The sequence below is a fragment of the Pseudomonas sp. F(2018) genome (assembly GCF_005508865.1).
In the GTDB taxonomy this organism is placed as follows: Bacteria; Pseudomonadota; Gammaproteobacteria; order Pseudomonadales; family Pseudomonadaceae; genus Aquipseudomonas.
This window is the reverse complement of sequence record NZ_SCOM01000001.1, coordinates 530,110-550,780: the sequence shown is the minus strand read 5'-3', so window position 1 is coordinate 550,780 and position 20,671 is coordinate 530,110. Positions and strand designations below refer to the sequence as shown.

The window sequence follows — 20,671 nt, the reverse complement described above, 5'->3', positions numbered from 1 at the left end:
CTCAGGTCGAAGCCCCTGTCGCACCGGCCGTAGCCGCCGCGACTCCCGCCAACCCTGCCGGCCAGCAGCGCCAGCGCGCCAGCCAGATGCTCCAGGCCCTGCGCCTGGAGCTGCAGAAGGCCGTGGTCGGCCAGCGCGCGGTGGTGGACGACGTGCTCACCGCGCTGATCGCCGGCGGCCACGTATTGGTCGAGGGCGTGCCGGGGCTGGGCAAGACCCTGCTGGTGCGCGCCCTGGCCAAGTGCTTCGGTGGCGAGTTCGCGCGCATCCAGTTCACCCCGGACCTGATGCCCAGCGACGTCACCGGACACGCCGTGTACGACCTGCAGACCGAGCAGTTCAAGCTGCGCAAGGGCCCCGCCTTCACCAACCTGCTGCTGGCGGACGAGATCAACCGCGCGCCGGCCAAGACCCAGGCCGCCCTGCTTGAGGTGATGCAGGAGCGCCAGATCACCCTGGAGGGCCGCGCCATGCCGGTGCCGCAGCCGTTCCTGGTGCTGGCCACGCAGAACCCCATCGAGCAGGAGGGCACCTACCCGCTGCCGGAAGCCGAGCTGGACCGTTTCATGCTCAAGCTGCGCATGGACTACCCGCAGGCCGACGAGGAGCTGAGCCTGGTACGCCAGGTGACCCGCTCGGCCAAGGCCGACATGCTCGAAGTGGCGCCGCTGCGCACTCTGCTGCAGGCCAAGGACGTCCTGGCCTTGCAGAAGATCGCCAGCGACCTGCCGATCGACGACCAGGTGCTCGACTACGCCGTGCGCCTGGCTCGCGCCACCCGCAGCTGGCCGGGCCTGGCCATGGGCGCCGGCCCGCGTGCCTCCATCGCCCTGGTGCGTGGCGGCCGTGCCCGCGCCCTGCTGCGCGGCGGCGACTTCGTGGTGCCGGACGACGTCAAGGCCTGCGCCCTGGCCGTGCTGCGCCACCGCGTGCGCCTGGCGCCGGAGCTGGATATCGAGGGGCTGTCGGTGGATCAGGTGCTGCAGCAGCTGCTCGACCAGGTTCCGGCGCCGCGCCTGTGATCGCCAACGCATGAAGCCATCCCGCCTGTTCCTCGGCCTGCTCGGTGGCCTGCTGGCCCTGGCCATCGTCCTCGGCACGCTGCCGCTGCTCGGCATCAAGCTGCCGCAGACCCTGCAGCCGCTGTGGTGGGGCCTGCTGCTGGCGCTGCTGCTGATCGCCGGTCTGGATGCCGCCTGGCTGCGCCGTCTGCCGTCGCCGCGTCTGGAGCGCCAGCTGCCGGGCAACCTGCCACTGGGACGCTGGAGCGAGGTGCGCCTGACCCTGCACCACGACTATCGCCAGGCTCTGGCGGTGCAGGCCTTCGACCATCTGCCCGAGCACATGGACTTCGAGTTCCTGCCGCAGCAGGTGGAGTTGCATCCGGGTGAGCAGACCGAATTCGGCTATCGGGTGCGCCCGCTCAAGCGCGGGCACTTCCGCTTCCCGCGCTGCGAGCTGCTGCTGCCCAGCCCGCTGCGCCTGTGGCAGTCGCGCCGTTTTATCGACCAGACCAGCGAGACCCGCGTCTACCCGGACTTCGCCCGCCTCTATGGCGCCCAGTTGATGGCCGTGGACGACTGGCTCAGCCAGATGGGCGTGCGCCAGCGCCAACGCCGCGGCCTCGGTCTGGAGTTCCACCAGCTACGCGAATTTCGTGACGGCGACACCCTGCGCCAGATCGACTGGAAGGCCACCGCGCGCAAGCGCACGCCGATCGCTCGCGAGTACCAGGACGAACGCGACCAGCAGATCGTCTTCCTGATCGACTGCGGCCGCCGCATGCGCAGCCAGGACGACGAGCTGTCGCACTTCGACCACGCCCTCAACGCCTGCCTGCTGCTCAGCTACGTGGCCCTGCGCCAGGGCGACGCGGTGGGCCTGGCGACCTTTGCCGGCGATCAGGACCAGTACGTCGCACCGGTCAAGGGGCAGGCCCATATCAGCAGCCTGCTCAACGCCGTGTACGCCCTCGACAGCACCCGCCGTCCGGCCGACTACGCGGCGGCGATCAACGCCCTGCTCGCCCGTCAGCGCCGCCGCGCCCTGGTGGTGCTGGTGACCAACCTGCGCGACGAGGACGACGAGGAGCTGCTCGGCGCGGTCAAGCGCCTGGGCCGCCAGCACCGCGTGCTGATCGCCAGCCTGCGGGAAGAAGTGCTGGATCGCCTGCGCCACACCCAGGTGCAGGACTACGAGCAGGCCCTGGCCTACTGCGGCACGATCGACTACCTGAACGCTCGCGCCGGCCTGCACGAGCGCCTGCTCGCCCACGGCGTGCCAGTGCTGGATGCCAGGCCGAACGAGCTGGGACCGGAACTGGTCGGGCGTTATCTGGCCTGGAAGAAGGCTGGGGTTCTTTAACCCGGACCAGCGTCCGGGCGGAGATCGGCCTCAGCCGATCAGAATGATCGCCCAGACCAGGGTGATCAGCGCCAGCGAAGTGAGTTGCGCGGCGCTGCCCATGTCCTTGGCGTTCTTCGACAGCGGATGGCGATCCAGGGAGATGCGGTCGATGGCCGCCTCGATCGCCGAATTGAGCAGCTCGACGATCAGCGACAGCATGCTCACCGCCACCATCAGCGCTCGCTCCACAGGACTGACATCGAGCCAGAAGGCCAGCGGCACCAGGACCACGTTGAGCAGCACCAGCTGGCGGAAGGCGGCTTCGCCGGTGAAGGCCGCACGCAGGCCGTCGAAGGAATAGCCGGCGGCGTTGAGGATACGTTTCAGGCCGGTCTGGCCCTTGAATGGCGACATGAAGAACTACTGTCCTGTGCAATGAGGGTCGGCACCTTAGAGGCCGCACCGTCAAAAATGCGTGAAGGGCTCATTGCCCGGGAATCGATTCCATCTGCTGCAGCAACAGCGCCGCCTGGGTACGGGTGCGCACGCCCAGCTTGCGGAAGATGGCGGTGACGTGAGCCTTGATGGTGGCTTCCGACACGCTCAGCTCGAAGGCGATCTGCTTGTTCAGCAGCCCCTCGCAGACCATGGTCAGCACACGGAACTGTTGCGGCGTCAGGCTGGCCAGGCCGGCGCTGGCGGCCTTGGCCTCGGCCGACACGCTGACCGCGGCGAACGCCTGCGGCGGCCACCAGGCATCGCCGTCCAGCACCTGGCGCACGGCCTGCTGGATGGTCTCCAGCGAACTCGACTTGGGAATGAAACCGCTGGCGCCGAACTCGCGGGAGCGCGCCACTACGGCCGCCTCTTCCTGGGCCGAGATCATCACCACCGGGATCTGCGGGTACTGGCCGCGCAGCAGCACCAGGCCGGAAAAGCCGTAGGCGCCAGGCATGTTCAGATCGAGCAGGACCAGGTCCCAGTCGCTCTTCTCACCCAGGCAGGCTTCCAGCTCGGCGATGCTGGCCGCCTCGACCAGGCGCACATCCGGGCCCAGGCCCAGGGTCAGCGCCTGCTGCAGGGCGCTGCGAAACAGGGGATGGTCGTCGGCGATGAGAATCTCGTAAGCGGCCATGTGCTTTCCTGTTGTTGTTGTCGAGCTGGCTAGCGAGGCGGCGCCCAGCATGCCGAGCCGTGACGGGGTGGTCAAGTTCCCTGCTTTGCGGCAAAGTCGCCAGCTTTTCCTGCCGAGATGCACCATGCGAAGCCAAGCCCTGCGCGCCGATCTGTTGATGCTGCTGACCGCGATGATCTGGGGTTCCGCCTTCGTCGCCCAGCGCCTGGGCATGGATGCCATCGGTCCCTTCCTCTATACCGGCCTGCGCTTCGCCCTCGCCACCCTGGCCCTGCTGCCACTGGTACTTTGGCTAGGCAGCCGCGATAGCGCGCACAAGCCCGCCCCGCTCAATCGTGGCCTGCTGTTCGGCGGCCTGGCCATGGGCCTGGCGCTGTCGCTGGGGATCAACCTGCAGCAGGTCGGCCTGCTGTTCACCAGCGTGACCAACTCCGGCTTCATTACCGGACTCTACGTCATCGTGGTGCCGCTGCTCGGTCTGTTCATCGGTCACCGCACCGGCACCGGTACCTGGCTGGGGGCCGGCCTGGCGGTGGCGGGCATGTTCCTGCTCAGCGTCGGCGAAGGCTTCCAGGTGGCTTCCGGCGACTGGCTGCAACTGGCCGGCGCCTTCGTCTGGGGTGTGCACGTGCTGCTGGTGAGCTTCTTCGCCAGCCGCCATGACCCGCTGCGCCTGGCTCTGCTGCAATTTGCCACCTGCGCGCTACTCAGCCTGATCCTGGCGGTGGTGTTCGAGGAAATCCGCCTGGACGCGATTCTCGCCGCCGGCCCGGCCATTCTCTATGGCGGCCTGCTCGGCGTGGCCGTCGGTTTCACCCTGCAGGTGGTGGCACAGAAACATGCCATCGCCTCCCACGCCGCCATCATCCTCTCGCTGGAGGCGGTGTTCGCCGCCATCGCCGGCGCCCTGCTGCTCGGCGAGGCGCTGGCGCTGAAGGGCTACTTCGGCTGCGCGCTGATGTTCGCCGGCATGCTGCTGGCCCAGCTGTGGCCGAAGAAGGCCTGAGAACCTATCCAAGGCCTGCTGCGCGTCGGCCATGGGTTGTTGGAGAAGGGGCTCAGGCGCTCGTTTACCCTATGTAAACTTCGCGCCCTCGCTCCTTCGCCGCCTGGCCTGGCTCTTCTAGCCCGCTAGGCCCTGAACGGGTTCCGAGGAATTCACAGGAAAGGTTTGAGCGCCTGATGTGCCGGGCTCTGCTCATCCAGCACGCGGCGGTGCTTGGCGCCCAGGTAATGCTCGGTGAACAGATCCAGCCAGGCATCCAGCGCCACCGCCGCCTGCGACTCGCCGGCCAGTTCCAGACACAGCGCGGCCACCTCGGCGGTGCACAGGTGCTCGTCGCGCTTGGACCGGCGCAGGCGATAGCGCGACAGCTGCTCCGGCTTCAGGCTGAGCACCGGGAAACGGTTCAGATAGGGACTCTTGCGGAACATCTTGCGCGCCTCGGTCCAGGTGGCGTCGAGCAGGATGAACAGCGGCCGCTTGCCCGTCGCCAGCGGCGGCAACTCCTCGATCACCCGCTCGGGCTCGGCGTACTCGCCAGGAAACACCACGCAAGGCGCGTATTGCGGATCGTCCAGCAGCGCCAGCAGGCGCGGATCGACCGCGGTGCGCTGCCAGCCGAAGGCGTGGGTGTCGACCACCAGATCGGCGATCAGCCAGCCGGTATTGCTCGGCTTAAGCGCCTCCACGTCGTACATCAGCAGGCACACGCCGGCCTGCACTTCGACTTTTGGCCGCCAGGCACACAGGCAGTAGCTGGGGATCACCCGACAGCCGGGGCAACGCTCGGAGCGCGAGCCACGGGACACGAAGGGCTTGAGGCTGCGCGCCAGGCGCTCGGCGCGCAGGCGGGCGACGGCATGGCTCATGACGGACTCCACGGGAAAGGCGCGCAGTCTACTCTCGCCGTCGGCAGGGAGTAAGATGGCCACCTGCTGAACCCGGGCAAGGAGCACCGGTCGAAGGCAGCATCGTTTATCTGGAGATCACCATGCCCCGCCTTATCGCCCTGTTCGCCCTCGCTGCTTTTCTGCCCGCCGCCCAGGCCGCCTCGCTGCAGGAACACGAGCTGACCAAGATGCTCGAGCAGGTCGCCAAGGAGAGTAGCGCCGGCACGCCACGGGCGATCAACGAGGACATTCTCGATCAGGGCTATACGGTGGAAGGCAACGAGCTGGTCAATCATCTCAGCGTGCGCCAGGGCCACGCCCAGCAGATGCGCGCCAATCCGGATACGGTGCGCCAGCAACTGGCAGCCAGCGTGTGCAACAACCAGGGCTACCTGCGCCTGCTGGGCAGTGGCGCGGTGCTGCGCTACCAGTTCAGCGAATATAAGAGCAACCGTCCGGTCGCCGTCGAGCGTTTCGCCAAGGCCGACTGCGGCCTGCAGTAACCTCAGCCCTTGCTGCGTCGCTGCTCGCCGTCGGCCCTGAGCTCGGCCAGCAGCGCCTGCATATAGCTGGAGCGGCGCACCCCGCCCTCCAGTCGTCGCAAGCATTCCTCTTCCAGGCTCAGATCGTTGGTTTGCGCCGCCCGCACCAGCATGCGGTACAGCTCCAGATCCACCTCCAGCGTCAACTTGGGCATACCTGCCCCTCCCTTTCCAGGCGCCACGGCGGGCGCATGCATCGCTACCTGCAAGTAAATCAGAGGTGCATCGCCGCTCACTCTCAACGGACGAACGGCGCCACCTCTTCGCCCGTCAAAGCGTCATGCCGCGGGCCATACTCTCAGCAGGGCCTGGCGCCGCAGGGAGTGGCAGCGGGCCTGCCTCAGCAGAAGGAGATGTCTATGCCTTATGAACCGGATGACTATCTGTCCCGGCACTTCCATACCAGCGGCATCGATCTGACCAGCAAAGTGGAGGAGCTGGCCGCCCTCGTGGTTCCCGCCAACAGTCCCAACCTGCCCCTCTACCAGGAAATGCTCACCACCGTGATCCGCATGGCCCAGGCCGACCGCAACCGCTGGGACGCCAAGATCATGCTGCAGACCCTGCGCGAGATGGAGCTGGCCTTCAGCACGCTCGAACAGTTCAAGCGCCGGCGCAAGGTCACGGTCTTCGGTTCGGCCCGCACGCCGACCGACCATCCCGTCTATGCCCTGGCCCGCGACCTCGGCCGTACCCTGGCCCGCCTTGACCTGATGGTGGTCACCGGCGCCGGTGGCGGCGTGATGGCCGCCGCCCATGAGGGCGCCGGGCTGGAAAACAGCCTGGGTTTCAACATCACCCTGCCGTTCGAGCAGGGCGCCAACGCCACCGTGCATGGCACCGGCAACCTGCTGTCGTTCCACTTCTTCTTCCTGCGCAAGCTGTTCTTCGTCAAGGAAGCCGACGCCCTGGTGCTCTGCCCCGGCGGCTTTGGCACCCTGGATGAGGCGCTGGAAGTGATGACCCTGGTGCAGACCGGCAAGAGCCCGCTGGTGCCCATCGTTCTGCTCGACGAGCCGGACAGCAATTACTGGGGCGAGCTGTTGCGCGTCATTCGCGACCAACTGCAGGAGCGCCACTACATTCTGCCCAGCGATATGCATCTGGTGCGCCTGGTCCACAGCGCCGAGGAGGCCGGCCAGGAGATCGCCCGCTTCTACCGCAACTACCACTCCTCGCGCTGGCTCAAGGGCCAGTTCGTGATCCGCATGAACCACCCGCTGAGCGAGGCAGCCATGCGGGTGCTGAACAAGGAGTTCGCCGACCTGTGCCTGAGCGGCGACTACCAGCAGCAGGCGGCCAGCGAGAAGGAGCGTGACGAGCCAGAGCTGTTCGACCTGCGCCGCCTGGCGTTCCACTTCAACGCGCGCGACCATGGGCGCCTGCGCGAGCTGGTGGACTTCATCAACCTGCCACAGAACTGGGCACAGAACGGCTGAACCGAAAAAAACGGAGCCCGGAGAGGGGAAAGCTCCGGGCTCAAGGGGAAGTCAGTCGAGACTGGCGCCGCGTAGCAGGCGACCAATCTGCTCCTGGGAAAAACCACGGTAGGCGAGAAAGCGCGCCTGCTTGGCCTTCTCGCGCATATCCACCGGCAGTTGGCCGGCGAACTTGCGCCGCCACAGCTCACGCAGCTGCTCGCCCCAATCGACACCAGTCTCGCTCAGCGCCTGCTCGATCTCGGGCCTGGGCAGGCCGCGCTGCGCCAGCTCCTCGCGGATGCGCAGGGGGCCGTAGCCAGCACGGCCACGGCTGGCGACGAAACTCTCCAGATAGCGGGCCTCCGACAGCAGCCCCTCCTCCGTCAGACGGTCGAGGGCGCTGTCGATCAGCTCTTGCGGCGCGCCGCGCTGGCGCAGCTTGCGCACCAGCTCGACCCGCCCATGTTCGCGCCGCGCCAGCAGGTCCATGGCCACCCGGCGCACGGCGACCGGGTTATCGAGCATGCCACTCACGGAGCGTTCCATGCTTCAGGCGAACCGATCAGGCGTCCAGGTCGGCCGTTTCGTCGGCATCCGCCTCGACCGCACCACGGGCAGCGGAGTCGACCAGCAGCTTCTCGCGGATGATCTTCTCGATGGCACCGCCCACTTCCGGATTGTCCTCCAGGTACTTGGCGGCATTGGCCTTGCCCTGGCCGATCTTGTTGCCCTGGTAGCTGTACCAGGCGCCGGATTTCTCCACCAGACCGAGCTGAACGCCCAGGTCGATGATCTCGCCGGTGCGGTAGATGCCCTTGCCGTACATGATCTGGAACTCGGCCTGGCGGAACGGCGGGGCCACCTTGTTCTTCACGACCTTGACGCGGGTCTCGCTGCCGACCACCTCGTCGCCTTCCTTCACCGCGCCGGTACGACGGATGTCCAGGCGCACGGAGGCGTAGAACTTGAGCGCGTTACCGCCGGTGGTGGTTTCCGGGTTGCCGAACATCACACCGATCTTCATGCGGATCTGGTTGATGAAGATGACCAGGCAGTTGGCGTTCTTGATGTTGCCGGTAATTTTGCGCAGCGCCTGGCTCATCAGGCGAGCCTGCAGGCCGACGTGGGCATCGCCCATCTCGCCTTCGATCTCGGCCTTGGGCACCAGGGCGGCCACGGAGTCGACGATGATCACGTCCACCGCATTGGAGCGCACCAGCATGTCGGTGATTTCCAGGGCCTGCTCGCCGGTATCCGGCTGGGAAACCAGCAGGTCGTCGACATTGACGCCCAGCTTGCCGGCGTAGTCCGGGTCCAGGGCGTGTTCGGCGTCGACGAAGGCGCAGGTGGCGCCGGCCTTCTGGGCCTCGGCGATGACCGACAGGGTCAGAGTGGTCTTACCCGAGGATTCCGGACCGTAGATCTCGACGATACGGCCCTTCGGCAGACCACCGATGCCGAGCGCGATGTCCAGGCCTAGGGAGCCGGTGGAAATGGCCGGAATCGCCTGGCGCTCGTGGTCGCCCATGCGCATCACGGCACCCTTGCCGAACTGCTTCTCGATCTGTCCCAGGGCTGCCGCCAACGCGCGCTTCTTGTTCTCGTCCATTTCCATCCTCACGTGATCAAAGGGAGCCGTTCGCTCACCAACAACTGTATAAGTAGACAGTAGTATTCCATAAGGCAAGTCGCTCGCCTACCCCTGTGCAGGATTTTCTCCCGCCGTCAGTCGGAGCAATCCCTCCAGGGCCCATTGCACCGTCTGCCGCCGTACGGCCTCACGGTCACCGGCGAACTGGCAGCGCTCGGCAAACAGCTTTGCACCGTCGCCCCAGGCCAGCCATACCGTACCGACGGGCTTCTCCGCGGAGCCACCCGCGGGGCCGGCGATGCCGCTGACCGCCACCGCAAAGCGCGCCCCGCTGCGCTGCTGCGCGCCGCTGACCATGGCCTCGACGACTTCACGACTGACCGCGCCGACTCGCGCGAACAGCTCGGCCGATACGTCCAGCTGCGCGGTCTTCTGTGAATTCGAATAGGTGATATAGCCCGCCTCGAACCAGGCCGAACTGCCGGCAATACGGGTGATCGCCTCGGCGATACCGCCGCCGGTACAGGACTCGGCGGTAGTGACCTGGGCGCCGAGCGCCTTGAGCCGACTACCGAGTGCTTCGGCCTGCAGGGTAATGCTGGAATCCATGTGCTCTCCGGATGAAACAGATGCGGGGGATACCCTACACTACGCGCTTTTGCGATTTCAGCCGGACCGAACAGCATGAGCGATTTGTCAGCCCACACACCGATGATGCAGCAGTACTGGAAGCTGAAGAACCAGCACCCGGACATGCTGATGTTCTACCGCATGGGCGACTTCTACGAGCTGTTCTACGAGGACGCCAAGAAGGCCGCGGCGCTGCTCGACATCACCCTCACCGCCCGCGGCCAGTCGGCCGGCCAGGCCATCCCCATGGCCGGCATCCCCTTCCACTCGGCCGAGGGCTACCTGGCGCGCCTGGTGAAGTTCGGCGAGGCGGTGGCGATCTGCGAGCAGATCGGCGACCCGGCCACCAGCAAGGGCCCGGTGGAGCGCCAGGTGGTGCGTATCATCACCCCCGGCACCATCAGCGACGAGGCCTTCCTCGATGAGCGCCGCGACAACCTGGTCGGCGCCATCCTCGGTGACGAGAAGCTGTTCGGCCTGGCCGTGCTGGATATCACCAGCGGCCGCTTCAGCGTGCAGGAGATGAAAGGCTGGGAGAACCTGCTGGCCGAACTGGAGCGCCTGAGCCCGGCCGAGCTGCTGATTCCCGATGACTGGCCCCAGGGTCTGCCAATCGAGAAGCGCCGTGGCGTACGTCGTCGTGCGCCCTGGGACTTCGAGCGCGACAGCGCGCGCAAGAGCCTGTGCCAACAGTTCGGCGTGCAGGATCTCAAGGGCTTCGGCTGCGAGGGCCTGACCCTGGCCATCGGCGCCGCCGGCTGTTTGCTGGTGTACGCCAAGGAGACCCAGCGCACCGCCCTGCCGCACCTGCGCAATCTGCGCCACGAGCGCCTGGACGACACCGTAATCCTCGACGGTGCCAGTCGCCGTAACCTGGAGCTGGACACCAACCTCGCTGGCGGCCGCGACAACACCTTGCAGTCGGTGGTCGACCGCTGCCAGACCGCCATGGGCTCACGCCTGCTGACCCGCTGGCTGAACCGCCCGCTGCGCGACCGCTCCGTGCTGGAGGCGCGCCAGGAGGCCATCGCCTGCCTACTCGACCGCTACCGTTTCGAACTGCTGCAGCCGCAGCTCAAGGACATCGGCGACGTCGAGCGTATCCTCGCCCGTATCGGCCTGCGCAACGCCCGCCCGCGCGACCTGGCGCGCCTGCGTGATGCCCTCGCCGCCCTACCGCAACTGCAGGGGGCAATGGCCGAGCTGGACGCCCCGCACCTGGCCGAACTGGCGGTGAACATCCGCACCTACCCGGAACTGGCCGATCTGCTGGCCCGCGCCATCATCGACAACCCGCCGGCAGTGATCCGCGACGGCGGCGTGCTCAAGACCGGCTACGACCCCGAGCTGGACGAGCTGCAGTCGATCAGCGAGAACGCCGGCCAGTACCTGATGGACCTCGAGGCGCGCGAAAAGGAGCGCACAGGTCTGGCCAACCTCAAGGTCGGCTACAACCGCGTGCATGGCTACTTCATCGAGCTGCCGAGCAAGCAGGCCGAGTCGGCCCCAGCCGATTACATCCGCCGGCAGACCCTGAAGGGCGCCGAGCGCTTCATCACCCCGGAACTGAAGACCTTCGAGGACAAGGCGCTGTCGGCCAAGAGCCGCGCCCTGGCCCGCGAAAAGCAGCTCTATGAGGAGCTGCTGGAACTGCTGATCGCCCAACTGGCGCCACTGCAGGACACCGCCGGCGCGCTGGCCGAGCTGGACGTGCTGGCCAACCTGGCCGAACGCGCGCTGAACCTCGACCTGAACCGCCCGCGCTTCGTCGACGAGCCCTGCATGCGCATCGACCAGGGCCGCCACCCGGTGGTCGAGCAGGTGCTGGAGACGCCGTTCGTCGCCAACGACCTCGGCCTCGACGACGGCACCCGCATGCTGATCATCACCGGCCCGAACATGGGCGGTAAGTCCACCTACATGCGCCAGACCGCGCTGATCGTGCTGCTGGCCCATATCGGCAGCTACGTGCCCGCGGCCGCTTGCGAGCTGTCGCTGGTCGACCGCATCTTCACCCGTATCGGCTCCAGCGACGACCTGGCCGGCGGCCGCTCGACCTTCATGGTGGAGATGAGCGAGACCGCCAACATCCTGCACAACGCCACCGACCGCAGCCTGGTGCTGATGGACGAGGTAGGCCGCGGCACCAGCACCTTCGACGGCCTGTCGCTAGCCTGGTCGGCCGCCGAGCACCTGGCCAAATTGCGCGCCTGGACGCTGTTTGCCACTCACTACTTCGAGCTGACCGTGCTGCCGGAGAGCGAGCCGGTGGTGGCCAACGTGCACCTCAACGCCACCGAGCACAACGAGCGCATCGTCTTCCTCCACCATGTATTGCCTGGCCCGGCCAGCCAGAGCTACGGCCTGGCGGTGGCGCAACTGGCCGGTGTACCCGGCCCGGTGATCCAGCGCGCCCGCCAGCATCTGGCCCGTCTGGAAACCACCAGCCTGCCCCATGAATTACCGCGCAGCGAACCAGGCCAACCCGGCACACCGCTGCAGAGCGACATGTTCGCCGCCCTGCCCCACCCGGTTCTGGAGGAATTGGGCAAGATCAATCCCGATGATCTGACACCGCGCCGCGCCCTGGAGCTGATATATACATGGAAGACGCGCAGCTAACGCCAGCCGGCTCAAGCTGATAGAATCGCGCGCATTTTTACGACTGCCCGGTTTACAGCCTGAGCCGCGGCCAATACCGAGCGCCTGCAAACCCGCACAGATTGGGTCAGGCCGCCGCCCGAGGAGAGAATCAGAGATGACCTTCGTCGTTACCGACAACTGCATCAAGTGCAAATACACCGACTGCGTGGAAGTCTGCCCGGTGGACTGCTTCTATGAAGGCCCGAACTTTCTGGTGATCCATCCGGACGAGTGCATCGACTGTGCCCTGTGCGAGCCAGAGTGCCCGGCCCAGGCCATCTTCTCCGAGGACGAAGTACCGGAGAACATGCAGGAGTTCATCGAGCTCAACGCCGAGCTGGCGGAAGTCTGGCCGAACATCACCGAGAGAAAGGAAGCGCTGCCGGACGCCGAGGAATGGGATGGCGTGAAGGACAAGCTGCCGCAACTGGAGCGCTAAGCCCCAGAACGCAAAAGGCCCGCTGCATGCGGGCCTTTTCGTTTCTGCCTTTTCTCCAGGCAAAAAAAGGGGCGGTGATTAGCCGCCCGCTCTTTCTTCCCTACTCCCTGAGAATCCTTTCATCATCCTGATGAACTGCATCCTGCAGTGGCTCCCTGGTCGCCGTCCTGGCTCCCGTGCCTTCTCCCTAGGCACGGCTTCATATTAGCGTTTCGCCGCGGCCGAACAAGGCCTTCCTCGGCCAGCGAACACCCCAGCCACGGCCCGACATCCGATAATAAGCACTTTAAAATCATGTACTTACTTAAAATCTACAGATAAGAATGCATCGCAACCAATGCATTTTTCCTGCGATCTCTTACAAGCCATGTAAGCAATAACTTACATGGGCGAGCAATAAAAAGCCCGGCTGGTGCCGGGCTTTCTGGTGGAGCAATCCGCTTCGCTGAGCTATTGGAACAAAGCGTCGCTGGACAGGCCGTTCTTCTCCAAGATCTCGCGCAGGCGCTTGAGCGCTTCGACCTGGATCTGCCGTACCCGCTCGCGAGTCAGACCGATTTCCTGGCCGACTTCCTCCAGCGTGCAGCTCTCATGGCCGCGCAGACCGAAACGCCGCACCACCACTTCGCGTTGCTTGTCGGTCAGTTCGGACAGCCACTGATCGATGCTCTCGGACAGATCATCGTCCTGCAGCAGATCGCAAGGATCGCTGGGGCGGTCATCGGTGAGGGTATCGAGCAAGGTCTTGTCCGAGTCCGGCCCCAGAGACACATCTACCGAAGTGACTCGCTCGTTGAGGCCAAGCATGCGCTTGACCTCATCCACCGGTTTCTCCAGCAGATTGGCGATCTCTTCGGCCGAGGGCTCGTGATCCAGTTTCTGGGTCAGCTCGCGAGCGGCGCGCAGATAGACGTTAAGCTCCTTCACCACATGAATCGGCAAGCGAATCGTGCGGGTCTGGTTCATGATCGCCCGCTCGATGGTCTGACGAATCCACCAAGTGGCGTAGGTGGAGAAGCGGAAACCGCGCTCGGGATCAAACTTCTCCACCGCGCGGATCAGGCCGAGGTTGCCCTCTTCGATCAGATCCAGCAGGGAGAGTCCGCGATTGACGTAGCGTCGGGCGATTTTCACCACCAGGCGCAGGTTGCTTTCGATCATGCGCTTGCGCCCGGCAGGGTCGCCCTTCTGCGCAAGGCGCGCGAAGTGCACTTCTTCCTGAGGGGTCAGCAGGGGGGAGAAACCTATCTCGTTGAGGTACAGCTGGGTCGCGTCGAGCGCCCGGGTATAGTCGATGTACTTGTGCTGTTTGAGAGTAGTGGTCGAGTTCTTGGATTTGGCGCTGGAAAGAGACAGCTCGGCTTCCTCTGTCATGTCTTCCAGGACGATGCCGGGCTCCATCAGGAGAACCTCATCGTCGACGTCAAACTCCGGCGCTTCTTTGCTGAGTGCCATTGTTGTTGTCCTATGCTGAGTTCGACAACAAGCCTTGGCGGCACCCAATCCAGTTTCGCATCAGGGAGAACCGGCCCCCCAAGTCAGCACAAAGCTAACCTGCCGCCGATCATTGCGCACCTGATGAAATAGCTGGATGACTCCCTGGTAACACCAAAGCCTGCTCCTCCCACGCATGGAACAGGCTGGTTGCAGAGTCAGCGGCGAGGCAGATATTGCAGGGGGTCTACCGGTTTTCCCTGGCGGCGAATCTCAAAATGGAGCTTCACCCGATCAGTGCCCGTGGATCCCATTTCGGCGATATGCTGTCCGACTTTGACCTGCTGTCCCTCCCGCACCAGCAACCTGCGGTTATGTCCGTAGGCGCTTACGTAGGCATCGCTGTGTTTGATGATCACCAGTTCGCCGTAGCCCCGTAAACCACTTCCGGCGTACACAACGGAACCATCAGACGCAGCTAAAACAGGCTGGCCCAATTCACCAGCGATATCAATTCCTTTATTCAAACTGCCGTTTGACGAGAACTTGCCGACCAGAACACCGCTGGATGGCCAGGCCCAGCCCTTCGCCGAGCGCGGTACCTGCTGCACCTTGCCAGCCGTCGCCGGTGTGCTGCTGGTAGCAACCGCGGGTTGGCTGACCGGTTGCGGCGACTGGGACGGCGCCACTACTGGAGGCTGCGACACAACCGGCGGGCGCGAGGCAGTCTGCGGCGGCGTGCTGGGCACACTGGTCACCGGCGGCCGGCTCGGCTGCGCCACCACTGGCGCACCGCCCTGCTGCGGCAGATCGAAGCGCACACGCTGTCCGGGCCGGATCGTATAGGGCGCGGGAATATTGTTGCGGGCGGCCAGGGCTTTCCAGTCCCAGCCGAAGCGGAAGGCAATCGAATAGAGAGTGTCGCCGCGCTGCACCACGTACTGGCCAGCAGTAGCCTGCGGGCGCGCCGGCGCGGCGCTTCCGCCGCCATGGGTACGATCCACCACCTGTGGCGATGAAGAAGGCGAGCTGCTGCAGCCCGACAGTATTGCTGCGAAGACTGCTACCCCCAGGCCGAAGCCTGCCAGGCGCTTTCGCTGCTGTCCGCTCGTGAGACTCACCCCGTGCTCCCCTGCCGGTGTTTCTTGTAGATAGATGTCGCGCATTGTGCCGGAATTATCCGGCATCGCCAGCATTGGCGCTGGCACTGTGCCGCAACAACGTGTCGAGCCTCAGGCCAGCGGGCCGTTGAGCAGCGGCACGAAGCGCACCAGGTCGAGCACGTGACGGGAATAGCCGTCCTCCTCGCGCACGATCAGCAGCAGCTCCTGGGTTTCCCCGGCGCCAACCGGGATGACCAGGCGGCCACCAACGGCCAGCTGATCCAGCAGCGCCTGTGGCACTTCGGCGGCAGCGGCGGTAACGATGATGCCGTTGTACGGGCCTAGGGCGTTCCAGCCTTCCCAGCCATCGCCCCAGCGGAACACCACGTTGCGCAGCTTGAGCTCGACCAGGCGCTCCTTGGCGCGGTCCTGCAGGGACTGGATGCGCTCCACCGAGAACACCCGCTCCACCAGCTGCGCCAGTACGGCGGTCTGGTAGCCGGAGCCGGTGCCGATCTCCAGCACCTTGTCCAGCGGGCCGCCGGCCAGCAGCAGCTCGGTCATACGCCCGACTATATAAGGCTGGGAAATGGTCTGGTTGTGGCCGATGGGTAGCGCGGTGTCCTCGTAGGCCCGATGGGCCAGCGCCTCGTCGACGAACAGGTGACGCGGCGTGCGGCGGATGACTTCCAGTACGTGCGGGTTGGACAGGCCTTCCTCGTACAGTCGCTCGATCAGACGCTCGCGGGTGCGCTGCGAAGTCATGCCGACGCCCTGGCGCTGCAGATGATCCTGGCCGCGCATCAGACCAGTCCCTCCAGCCAGCTGCCGATACCCTCGAACGCCTCGTGCAGGGTGCGATCGAGCTGCAGCGGGGTGATCGACACATAGCCCTGCATCACGGCATGAAAGTCGGTACCCGGCCCACCGTCCTCGGCATCGCCGGAGACGGAGATCCAGTAGCCTTCCTTGCCGCGCGGATTGACCATCTTCACCGGCGCGGCGGCGCGGGCGCGATGGCCCAGGCGGGTCAGCTGGATGCCGCGGATATGCTCCAGCGGCAGGTTCGGTACGTTGACGTTGAGCACGGTGCGCGGCGGCAGGTCGAGCCGCTCGTGCGCCTCCACCAGCTTGCGCGCGAAGTAGGCGGCAGTGGCCAGATTGTCGGTGCGCCGCGATACCAGCGAGAAGGCGAAGGCCGGCTTGGCCAGGAAACGCCCTTCCAGCGCCGCGGCGACGGTGCCGGAATACAGCACGTCGTCACCCAGGTTGGCGCCCAGGTTGATGCCCGACACCACCATGTCCGGCACCTGCTCCAGCAGGCCGTTGAGGCCCAGGTGCACGCAATCGGTCGGCGTGCCGTTGAGGCCGATGTAGCCGTTGGGCATGGTCGCCGGATGCAGCGGCCGATCCAGGGTCAGCGAGCTGCTGGCACCGCTCTTGTCTTCGGTGGGCGCGACGATGGTGCACTCGGCATAGTCCTGCAGCGCGCCATGCAGCGCGGCGATACCGGGTGCCATCACGCCGTCGTCGTTGGAGATCAGAATTCGCATGGGGAGTCCGTGTGCCCCGCCGGCAGCAGATCGACCAGTTCGCGCACCACCGCGGTGGCGAAGCATCCGGCCGGCAGGACGAATTGCAGTTGCACTATCTCAGGCTCCGGATAATGCCACGTCAGATCGGCGATGGGGAGGCGCAGGATGCGCCGTTCGTGCGCCATGCCCGCCTTCGCCAGCCAGGCGATCAACGCTGGATCGGCGGCGGCCAGCTCTTGCTCCAACTCCTGTGCGGCGCCCTCGGCCGACGATGCACCTTCGCCCCACAGCGGGCCGGTCGGATGCAGATCGAGAATGGCCAGGCGCGGATCCCTAGTCTCAGCCTCGCCGGCCATAAAGAAGCTGCGACTGTCGGTGAAGGCCAGCAGGTCGCCGATCCGCGCACGATTCCAGCTGCCATCGGCCACGCGCGCCGCCAGGGCGCGGTTGAACAGATAGCTGCGCGCCGATGAGAGCAGGCGCGAACGGGTATTGCGCTGCTCCGGCAGCTCGCTGCGCTCGGCGAAAGCACGTGCATCGGCCACGTTGCCACCCTGCCAGCCAAAGCGCTGCAGGCCGTAGTAGTTGGGTACGCCCTGCTCGCGGATACGTTGCAGGCGCTGCTCCAGCGCCTCGCGATCGGCCTTGAGGCCGGTCAGGCGCAGGGTGAAGCCGTTGGCCGAATGTGCGCCGCGCTGCAGTTTGCGCGAGTGACGCACCCTCTTGAGGATGGCCAGGGTCTCGCCCTCGGCGGCGGACAGATCGGGATCGGCCTTGCCCGGCAGGTGCAGGCTGAACCACTGGCGGGTCAGCGCCTGGCGATCCTTCAGTCCGGCGTAGCTGATATTGCGCTGCGACACCCCAGCCGCACGAGCCAGGCGGCGCGCCGCCTCCTCGGTGTTGAGGCCGCGCTTCTCCACCCACAGCCACAGATGCTCACCAGTGCCGGACAACGGAATGTCCAGCACCTCGTCGACCTGGAAGTCCTCGGCGGTGGCCTTGAGCACGGCCTGGCCACAGGCCTCGCCATGGGCGCGCGGGCCCAGCAGGTCCAGCTCGGTCATGCGTTAACCAGCAGCGCCACGGCGTGAACCGCGATGCCTTCCTCACGGCCGGTGAAACCGAGCTTCTCGGTGGTAGTGGCCTTGACGTTGACCGCGTCCAACTCGACCTGCAGGTCCTCGGCGATCAGGCCACGCATGGCCTCGATATGCGGCGCCATCTTCGGCGCCTGGGCGACGATGGTGGCATCGACGTTGCCGACCACATAGCCCTTGGCGTGGATCAGGCCGAGCACATGGCGCAGCAGCGCGCGGCTGTCGGCGCCCTTGAAGGTCGGGTCGGTATCGGGGAAGTGCTTGCCTATATCGCCCAGGGCGCAGGCGCCGAGCAGCGCATCGCTGAGGGCATGCAGCAGCACGTCGCCATCGGAGTGGGCGATCAGGCCGAACTTGTGCGGGATGCGCACACCACCGAGGGTGATGAAGTCGCCCTCGCCGAAGCGATGAACGTCGTAGCCGTGACCGATACGCATAGGGCTGCTCATGAAAAACCGGACCTGGAGAAAAATCAGGCCGAGATTCTACCGCAGGCCGACACCCCGCGAACCCTTCCCATCCAGTCCTCAGTCGTCGGCGGGCTCGTCGAAGGCACGGTACCCCCTGGCCTCACCGAGCCCATGCGGCCGCAGGCGATCCTCCATCTGCACCATGCGCAATACGCCGTGCCCGGCGCGCGCTGAAGAACAGCGGCCCACCGACACCCACCAGCGCCAGAACGACGAACAGCCAGCCCCGACTCAACCACCAGACAAAAGGCATCAGCGCCACACCGCCCAGCAGCAGAAGCAGCCCCAAGCCTTCGCGCAGATTCATCAGGCCAGCGCCGCCGCGTGATGGCGCAGATGGTCGTCGATAAAGCTGGCAATGAAGTAGTAGCTGTGGTCGTAGCCCGGCTGCATGCGCAGGGTCAGCGGATGCTCGGCAGCCTTGGCCGCGGCCTGCAGGGCCTGGGGCTTGAGCTGGACTTCGAGGAAGTCGTCACGGTCGCCCTGGTCCACCAGGATCGGCAGTTTCTCGCTCGCCTCGGCCAGCAGCACGCAGGCATCCCACTCGCGCCAGCGCGAACGGTCGTCGCCCAGGTAGTTGGAGAACGCCTTCTCGCCCCAGGGGCAATTGAGCGGATTGCTGATCGGCGAGAAGGCCGAGACCGACTGGTAGCGCCCCGGATTCTTCAGCGCGCAGATCAGCGCACCGTGGCCGCCCATGGAGTGGCCGGCGATGCCGCGCTTGTCGCTAACCGGGAAGTTGGCCTCGATCAGCGCCGGCAGCTCCTGCACCACGTAGTCGTACATGCGGTAGTGGCGCGCCCAGGGCTCCTGGGTGGCGTTGAGGTAGAAGCCGGCACCGAGGCCGAAGTCCCAGGCCTTGTTGGCGTCATCCGGCACACCTTCGCCGCGCGGGCTGGTGTCCGGGGCGACGATGATCAGGCCGAGCTCAGCGGCGAGTTTCTGCGCGCCAGCCTTCTGCATGAAGTTCTCGTCGGTGCAGGTCAGGCCGCTCAGCCAGTACAACACCGGCAGCTTGGCGCCCTGCTCCGCCTGCGGCGGCAGGTACACGGCGAACACCATGTCGCAGTTGAGCGCGGTGGAGCGGTGGCGGTAGCGCTTGTGCCAGCCGCCGCAGCTTTTATTGCTGGAAACGATCTCAAGAGTCATCACGATCTCCGTAGGGGGCGCCGCAGCGCCCCGCCCATGGATTTAGTAGTGGATAACGGTGCGGATGCTCTTGCCTTCGTGCATCAGGTCGAAGGCGCTGTTGATCTCGTCCAGGCCCATGGTGTGGGTGATGAAGGTGTCCAGCGGGATCTCGCCCTTCTGCGACTTCTCGACGTAGCTCGGCAGCTCGGTACGACCCTTGACGCCGCCGAAGGCCGAACCGCGCCAGACGCGCCCTGTCACCAGCTGGAACGGACGGGTGCTGATCTCCTCGCCGGCACCGGCCACGCCGATGATCACGCTCTCGCCCCAGCCCTTGTGCGCGCATTCCAGTGCAGCGCGCATCAGCTGCACATTGCCCACGCACTCGAAGCTGTAGTCGACGCCGCCATCGGTCATCTCGACGATGACTTCCTGGATCGGCTTGGCGTGGTCCTTCGGATTGACGAAGTCGGTCGCACCCAGCTCGCGGGCCACGTCGAACTTGGCCGGGTTGATGTCGATGGCGATGATGCGCGAAGCCTTGGCCATCTTGGCGCCGATGATCGCCGCCAGGCCGATGCCACCCAGACCGAAGATAGCCACAGTGGCGCCCTCTTCCACCTTGGCGGTGTTGAGCACGGCGCCGATGCCGGTGGTGACGCCGCAGCCGAGCAGGCAGACCTTCTCCAGCGGCGCATCTTTCGGGATCACCGCCAGGGAGATTTCCGGCAGCACGGTGTACTCGGAGAAGGTCGAGCAGCCCATGTAGTGGTAGATCGGCTCGCCGTTGTAGCTGAAGCGGCTGGTGCCGTCCGGCATCAGGCCCTTGCCCTGGGTGGCGCGCACCTTCTGGCACAGGTTGGTCTTGCCGGATTTGCAGAATTTGCACTCGCGACATTCGGCGGTGTACAGCGGGATCACGTGATCGCCGACCTGCACCGAGGTCACTCCCTCGCCCACCGCCTCGACGATGCCGCCACCCTCGTGGCCGAGGATCGACGGGAACACGCCCTCGGAATCGGCACCGGACAGGGTGTAGGCGTCGGTGTGGCATACGCCGGTGGCGACGATGCGTACCAGCACTTCGCCGGCCTTCGGCGGAGCGACGTCCACTTCGACGATCTGCAGCGGCTGGTTGGGGCCGAACGCGACGGCGGCACGGGACTTGATCATGGACGTTCTCCAGCGAGTAAAAAGTGCCGAGAGTGTAGACCTCTACGTTTTTCTGGATAATCCAGGCAATCAGCAAAACATTATTGCC

General features: G+C 65.7%; 23 protein-coding genes. 7 read left to right on the top strand and 16 right to left on the bottom strand.

Annotation, left to right across the window (positions count from 1 at the left end; genetic code table 11):
- Positions 1-86 precede the first annotated feature (86 nt).
- Both FFS62_RS02590 and FFS62_RS02585 read left to right on the top strand, forming a co-directional pair.
- The gene (locus tag FFS62_RS02590; protein ID WP_371920103.1) at positions 87-1,022 is read left to right on the top strand and encodes an AAA family ATPase; all 936 of its coding nucleotides are present in this window, start codon (positions 87-89) and stop codon (positions 1,020-1,022) included.
- A gap of 10 nt (positions 1,023-1,032) precedes the next feature.
- A complete protein-coding gene (locus tag FFS62_RS02585) occupies positions 1,033-2,364 on the top strand; it encodes a DUF58 domain-containing protein (protein WP_137971245.1) in 1,332 nt (443 codons plus the stop codon).
- Between the two features lie 30 nt (positions 2,365-2,394).
- Here FFS62_RS02585 and FFS62_RS02580 read toward each other — a convergent pair whose 3' ends face one another.
- The gene (locus FFS62_RS02580) at positions 2,395-2,760 is read right to left on the bottom strand and encodes a diacylglycerol kinase (protein ID WP_137971244.1); all 366 of its coding nucleotides are present in this window, start codon (positions 2,758-2,760) and stop codon (positions 2,395-2,397) included.
- A gap of 70 nt (positions 2,761-2,830) precedes the next feature.
- Positions 2,831-3,481, bottom strand: coding sequence for a response regulator transcription factor ErdR (erdR, locus tag FFS62_RS02575; RefSeq protein ID WP_137971243.1), 651 nt, complete (start codon positions 3,479-3,481; stop codon positions 2,831-2,833).
- Between the two features lie 124 nt (positions 3,482-3,605).
- On the opposite strand from erdR, the gene FFS62_RS02570 reads away from it, so the two are divergent.
- A complete protein-coding gene (locus FFS62_RS02570) occupies positions 3,606-4,487 on the top strand; it encodes a DMT family transporter (RefSeq protein WP_137971242.1) in 882 nt (293 codons plus the stop codon).
- A 152-nt stretch (positions 4,488-4,639) separates the two neighbouring features.
- On the opposite strand, the gene FFS62_RS02565 is transcribed toward FFS62_RS02570, so the two are convergent.
- Positions 4,640-5,353 carry a tRNA-uridine aminocarboxypropyltransferase gene (locus FFS62_RS02565; protein WP_137971241.1) on the bottom strand — a complete coding sequence of 238 codons (714 nt, stop codon included), beginning with the start codon at positions 5,351-5,353 and terminating at the stop codon, positions 4,640-4,642.
- A 122-nt stretch (positions 5,354-5,475) separates the two neighbouring features.
- Here FFS62_RS02565 and FFS62_RS02560 point away from each other — a divergent pair, with 122 nt between their 5' ends.
- Positions 5,476-5,877, top strand: coding sequence for a quorum-sensing-regulated virulence factor family protein (locus FFS62_RS02560; RefSeq protein WP_137971240.1), 402 nt, complete (start codon positions 5,476-5,478; stop codon positions 5,875-5,877).
- Between the two features lie 2 nt (positions 5,878-5,879).
- Here FFS62_RS02560 and FFS62_RS02555 read toward each other — a convergent pair whose 3' ends face one another.
- On the bottom strand, positions 5,880-6,071 hold the full coding sequence (locus FFS62_RS02555; RefSeq protein WP_137971239.1) for a hypothetical protein: 192 nt from the start codon (positions 6,069-6,071) through the stop codon (positions 5,880-5,882).
- Between the two features lie 204 nt (positions 6,072-6,275).
- Here FFS62_RS02555 and FFS62_RS02550 point away from each other — a divergent pair, with 204 nt between their 5' ends.
- Entirely contained in the window at positions 6,276-7,355 is a 1,080-nt protein-coding gene (locus FFS62_RS02550) for an LOG family protein (RefSeq protein WP_137971238.1), read from the top strand.
- 51 nt (positions 7,356-7,406) lie between these two features.
- Here FFS62_RS02550 and recX read toward each other — a convergent pair whose 3' ends face one another.
- From recX to FFS62_RS02535, 3 genes are all read right to left on the bottom strand, one after another.
- The gene (recX, locus tag FFS62_RS02545) at positions 7,407-7,862 is read right to left on the bottom strand and encodes a recombination regulator RecX (RefSeq protein ID WP_371920102.1); all 456 of its coding nucleotides are present in this window, start codon (positions 7,860-7,862) and stop codon (positions 7,407-7,409) included.
- Between the two features lie 37 nt (positions 7,863-7,899).
- Complete coding sequence (recA, locus tag FFS62_RS02540; protein WP_043308566.1) at positions 7,900-8,946, bottom strand: recombinase RecA; 1,047 nt, start codon at positions 8,944-8,946, stop codon at positions 7,900-7,902.
- Between the two features lie 87 nt (positions 8,947-9,033).
- Positions 9,034-9,537, bottom strand: a complete 504-nt coding sequence (locus FFS62_RS02535; RefSeq protein WP_137971236.1) for a CinA family protein — start codon at positions 9,535-9,537, stop codon at positions 9,034-9,036.
- Positions 9,538-9,612: 75 nt separating this feature from the next.
- Between FFS62_RS02535 and mutS the strand changes: the two genes are divergently transcribed.
- Positions 9,613-12,180, top strand: a complete 2,568-nt coding sequence (gene mutS, locus FFS62_RS02530) for a DNA mismatch repair protein MutS (protein WP_137971235.1) — start codon at positions 9,613-9,615, stop codon at positions 12,178-12,180.
- A gap of 136 nt (positions 12,181-12,316) precedes the next feature.
- Positions 12,317-12,640, top strand: coding sequence for a ferredoxin FdxA (gene fdxA, locus FFS62_RS02525; protein ID WP_137971234.1), 324 nt, complete (start codon positions 12,317-12,319; stop codon positions 12,638-12,640).
- Positions 12,641-13,090: 450 nt separating this feature from the next.
- Here the strand turns inward: fdxA and rpoS are convergent, their stop codons facing one another.
- From rpoS to FFS62_RS02480, 9 genes are all read right to left on the bottom strand, one after another.
- Complete coding sequence (rpoS, locus tag FFS62_RS02520; RefSeq protein WP_137971233.1) at positions 13,091-14,095, bottom strand: RNA polymerase sigma factor RpoS; 1,005 nt, start codon at positions 14,093-14,095, stop codon at positions 13,091-13,093.
- Positions 14,096-14,292: 197 nt separating this feature from the next.
- On the bottom strand, positions 14,293-15,195 hold the full coding sequence (locus tag FFS62_RS02515) for a peptidoglycan DD-metalloendopeptidase family protein (protein ID WP_371920101.1): 903 nt from the start codon (positions 15,193-15,195) through the stop codon (positions 14,293-14,295).
- Positions 15,196-15,306: 111 nt separating this feature from the next.
- The gene (locus FFS62_RS02510; RefSeq protein WP_171016283.1) at positions 15,307-15,942 is read right to left on the bottom strand and encodes a protein-L-isoaspartate(D-aspartate) O-methyltransferase; all 636 of its coding nucleotides are present in this window, start codon (positions 15,940-15,942) and stop codon (positions 15,307-15,309) included.
- Positions 15,943-15,980: 38 nt separating this feature from the next.
- Complete coding sequence (gene surE, locus FFS62_RS02505; protein ID WP_137971231.1) at positions 15,981-16,730, bottom strand: 5'/3'-nucleotidase SurE; 750 nt, start codon at positions 16,728-16,730, stop codon at positions 15,981-15,983.
- Positions 16,718-17,776, bottom strand: a complete 1,059-nt coding sequence (gene truD / locus FFS62_RS02500; protein ID WP_137971230.1) for a tRNA pseudouridine(13) synthase TruD — start codon at positions 17,774-17,776, stop codon at positions 16,718-16,720. The genes surE and truD overlap by 13 nt, the downstream gene beginning before the upstream one ends.
- Positions 17,773-18,246 carry a 2-C-methyl-D-erythritol 2,4-cyclodiphosphate synthase gene (gene ispF / locus FFS62_RS02495; protein WP_137971229.1) on the bottom strand — a complete coding sequence of 158 codons (474 nt, stop codon included), beginning with the start codon at positions 18,244-18,246 and terminating at the stop codon, positions 17,773-17,775. Before ispF ends, truD begins: the two co-directional genes overlap by 4 nt.
- Positions 18,247-18,379: 133 nt before the next feature.
- On the bottom strand, positions 18,380-18,586 hold the full coding sequence (locus FFS62_RS02490) for a hypothetical protein (protein WP_137971228.1): 207 nt from the start codon (positions 18,584-18,586) through the stop codon (positions 18,380-18,382).
- The gene (gene fghA, locus FFS62_RS02485; protein ID WP_137971227.1) at positions 18,586-19,428 is read right to left on the bottom strand and encodes an S-formylglutathione hydrolase; all 843 of its coding nucleotides are present in this window, start codon (positions 19,426-19,428) and stop codon (positions 18,586-18,588) included. The genes FFS62_RS02490 and fghA overlap by 1 nt, the downstream gene beginning before the upstream one ends.
- Before the next feature lie 42 nt (positions 19,429-19,470).
- Positions 19,471-20,583 carry an S-(hydroxymethyl)glutathione dehydrogenase/class III alcohol dehydrogenase gene (locus FFS62_RS02480; protein WP_137971226.1) on the bottom strand — a complete coding sequence of 371 codons (1,113 nt, stop codon included), beginning with the start codon at positions 20,581-20,583 and terminating at the stop codon, positions 19,471-19,473.
- Between the last annotated feature and the right edge of the window lie 88 nt (positions 20,584-20,671).

Excerpts from the sequence above, each read along its gene's own strand:
- FFS62_RS02565 (WP_137971241.1), bottom strand. The coding sequence starts at position 5,353 with ATGAGCCATGCCGTCGCCCGCCTGCGCGCCGAGCGCCTGGCGCGCAGC.
- FFS62_RS02550 (WP_137971238.1), top strand. The coding sequence starts at position 6,276 with ATGCCTTATGAACCGGATGACTATCTGTCCCGGCACTTCCATACCAGC.
- FFS62_RS02480 (WP_137971226.1), bottom strand. The coding sequence starts at position 20,583 with ATGATCAAGTCCCGTGCCGCCGTCGCGTTCGGCCCCAACCAGCCGCTG.
- FFS62_RS02555 (WP_137971239.1), bottom strand. The coding sequence starts at position 6,071 with ATGCCCAAGTTGACGCTGGAGGTGGATCTGGAGCTGTACCGCATGCTG.
- FFS62_RS02490 (WP_137971228.1), bottom strand. The coding sequence starts at position 18,586 with ATGAATCTGCGCGAAGGCTTGGGGCTGCTTCTGCTGCTGGGCGGTGTG.
- FFS62_RS02585 (WP_137971245.1), top strand. The coding sequence starts at position 1,033 with ATGAAGCCATCCCGCCTGTTCCTCGGCCTGCTCGGTGGCCTGCTGGCC.
- recX (WP_371920102.1), bottom strand. The coding sequence starts at position 7,862 with ATGCTCGATAACCCGGTCGCCGTGCGCCGGGTGGCCATGGACCTGCTG.
- FFS62_RS02570 (WP_137971242.1), top strand. The coding sequence starts at position 3,606 with ATGCGAAGCCAAGCCCTGCGCGCCGATCTGTTGATGCTGCTGACCGCG.
- FFS62_RS02535 (WP_137971236.1), bottom strand. The coding sequence starts at position 9,537 with ATGGATTCCAGCATTACCCTGCAGGCCGAAGCACTCGGTAGTCGGCTC.
- ispF (WP_137971229.1), bottom strand. The coding sequence starts at position 18,246 with ATGCGTATCGGTCACGGCTACGACGTTCATCGCTTCGGCGAGGGCGAC.
- rpoS (WP_137971233.1), bottom strand. The coding sequence starts at position 14,095 with ATGGCACTCAGCAAAGAAGCGCCGGAGTTTGACGTCGACGATGAGGTT.
- FFS62_RS02510 (WP_171016283.1), bottom strand. The coding sequence starts at position 15,942 with ATGACTTCGCAGCGCACCCGCGAGCGTCTGATCGAGCGACTGTACGAG.
- FFS62_RS02580 (WP_137971244.1), bottom strand. The coding sequence starts at position 2,760 with ATGTCGCCATTCAAGGGCCAGACCGGCCTGAAACGTATCCTCAACGCC.
- truD (WP_137971230.1), bottom strand. The coding sequence starts at position 17,776 with ATGACCGAGCTGGACCTGCTGGGCCCGCGCGCCCATGGCGAGGCCTGT.
- fdxA (WP_137971234.1), top strand. The coding sequence starts at position 12,317 with ATGACCTTCGTCGTTACCGACAACTGCATCAAGTGCAAATACACCGAC.
- recA (WP_043308566.1), bottom strand. The coding sequence starts at position 8,946 with ATGGACGAGAACAAGAAGCGCGCGTTGGCGGCAGCCCTGGGACAGATC.
- mutS (WP_137971235.1), top strand. The coding sequence starts at position 9,613 with ATGAGCGATTTGTCAGCCCACACACCGATGATGCAGCAGTACTGGAAG.
- FFS62_RS02590 (WP_371920103.1), top strand. The coding sequence starts at position 87 with ATGCTCCAGGCCCTGCGCCTGGAGCTGCAGAAGGCCGTGGTCGGCCAG.
- FFS62_RS02560 (WP_137971240.1), top strand. The coding sequence starts at position 5,476 with ATGCCCCGCCTTATCGCCCTGTTCGCCCTCGCTGCTTTTCTGCCCGCC.
- fghA (WP_137971227.1), bottom strand. The coding sequence starts at position 19,428 with ATGACTCTTGAGATCGTTTCCAGCAATAAAAGCTGCGGCGGCTGGCAC.
- erdR (WP_137971243.1), bottom strand. The coding sequence starts at position 3,481 with ATGGCCGCTTACGAGATTCTCATCGCCGACGACCATCCCCTGTTTCGC.
- surE (WP_137971231.1), bottom strand. The coding sequence starts at position 16,730 with ATGCGAATTCTGATCTCCAACGACGACGGCGTGATGGCACCCGGTATC.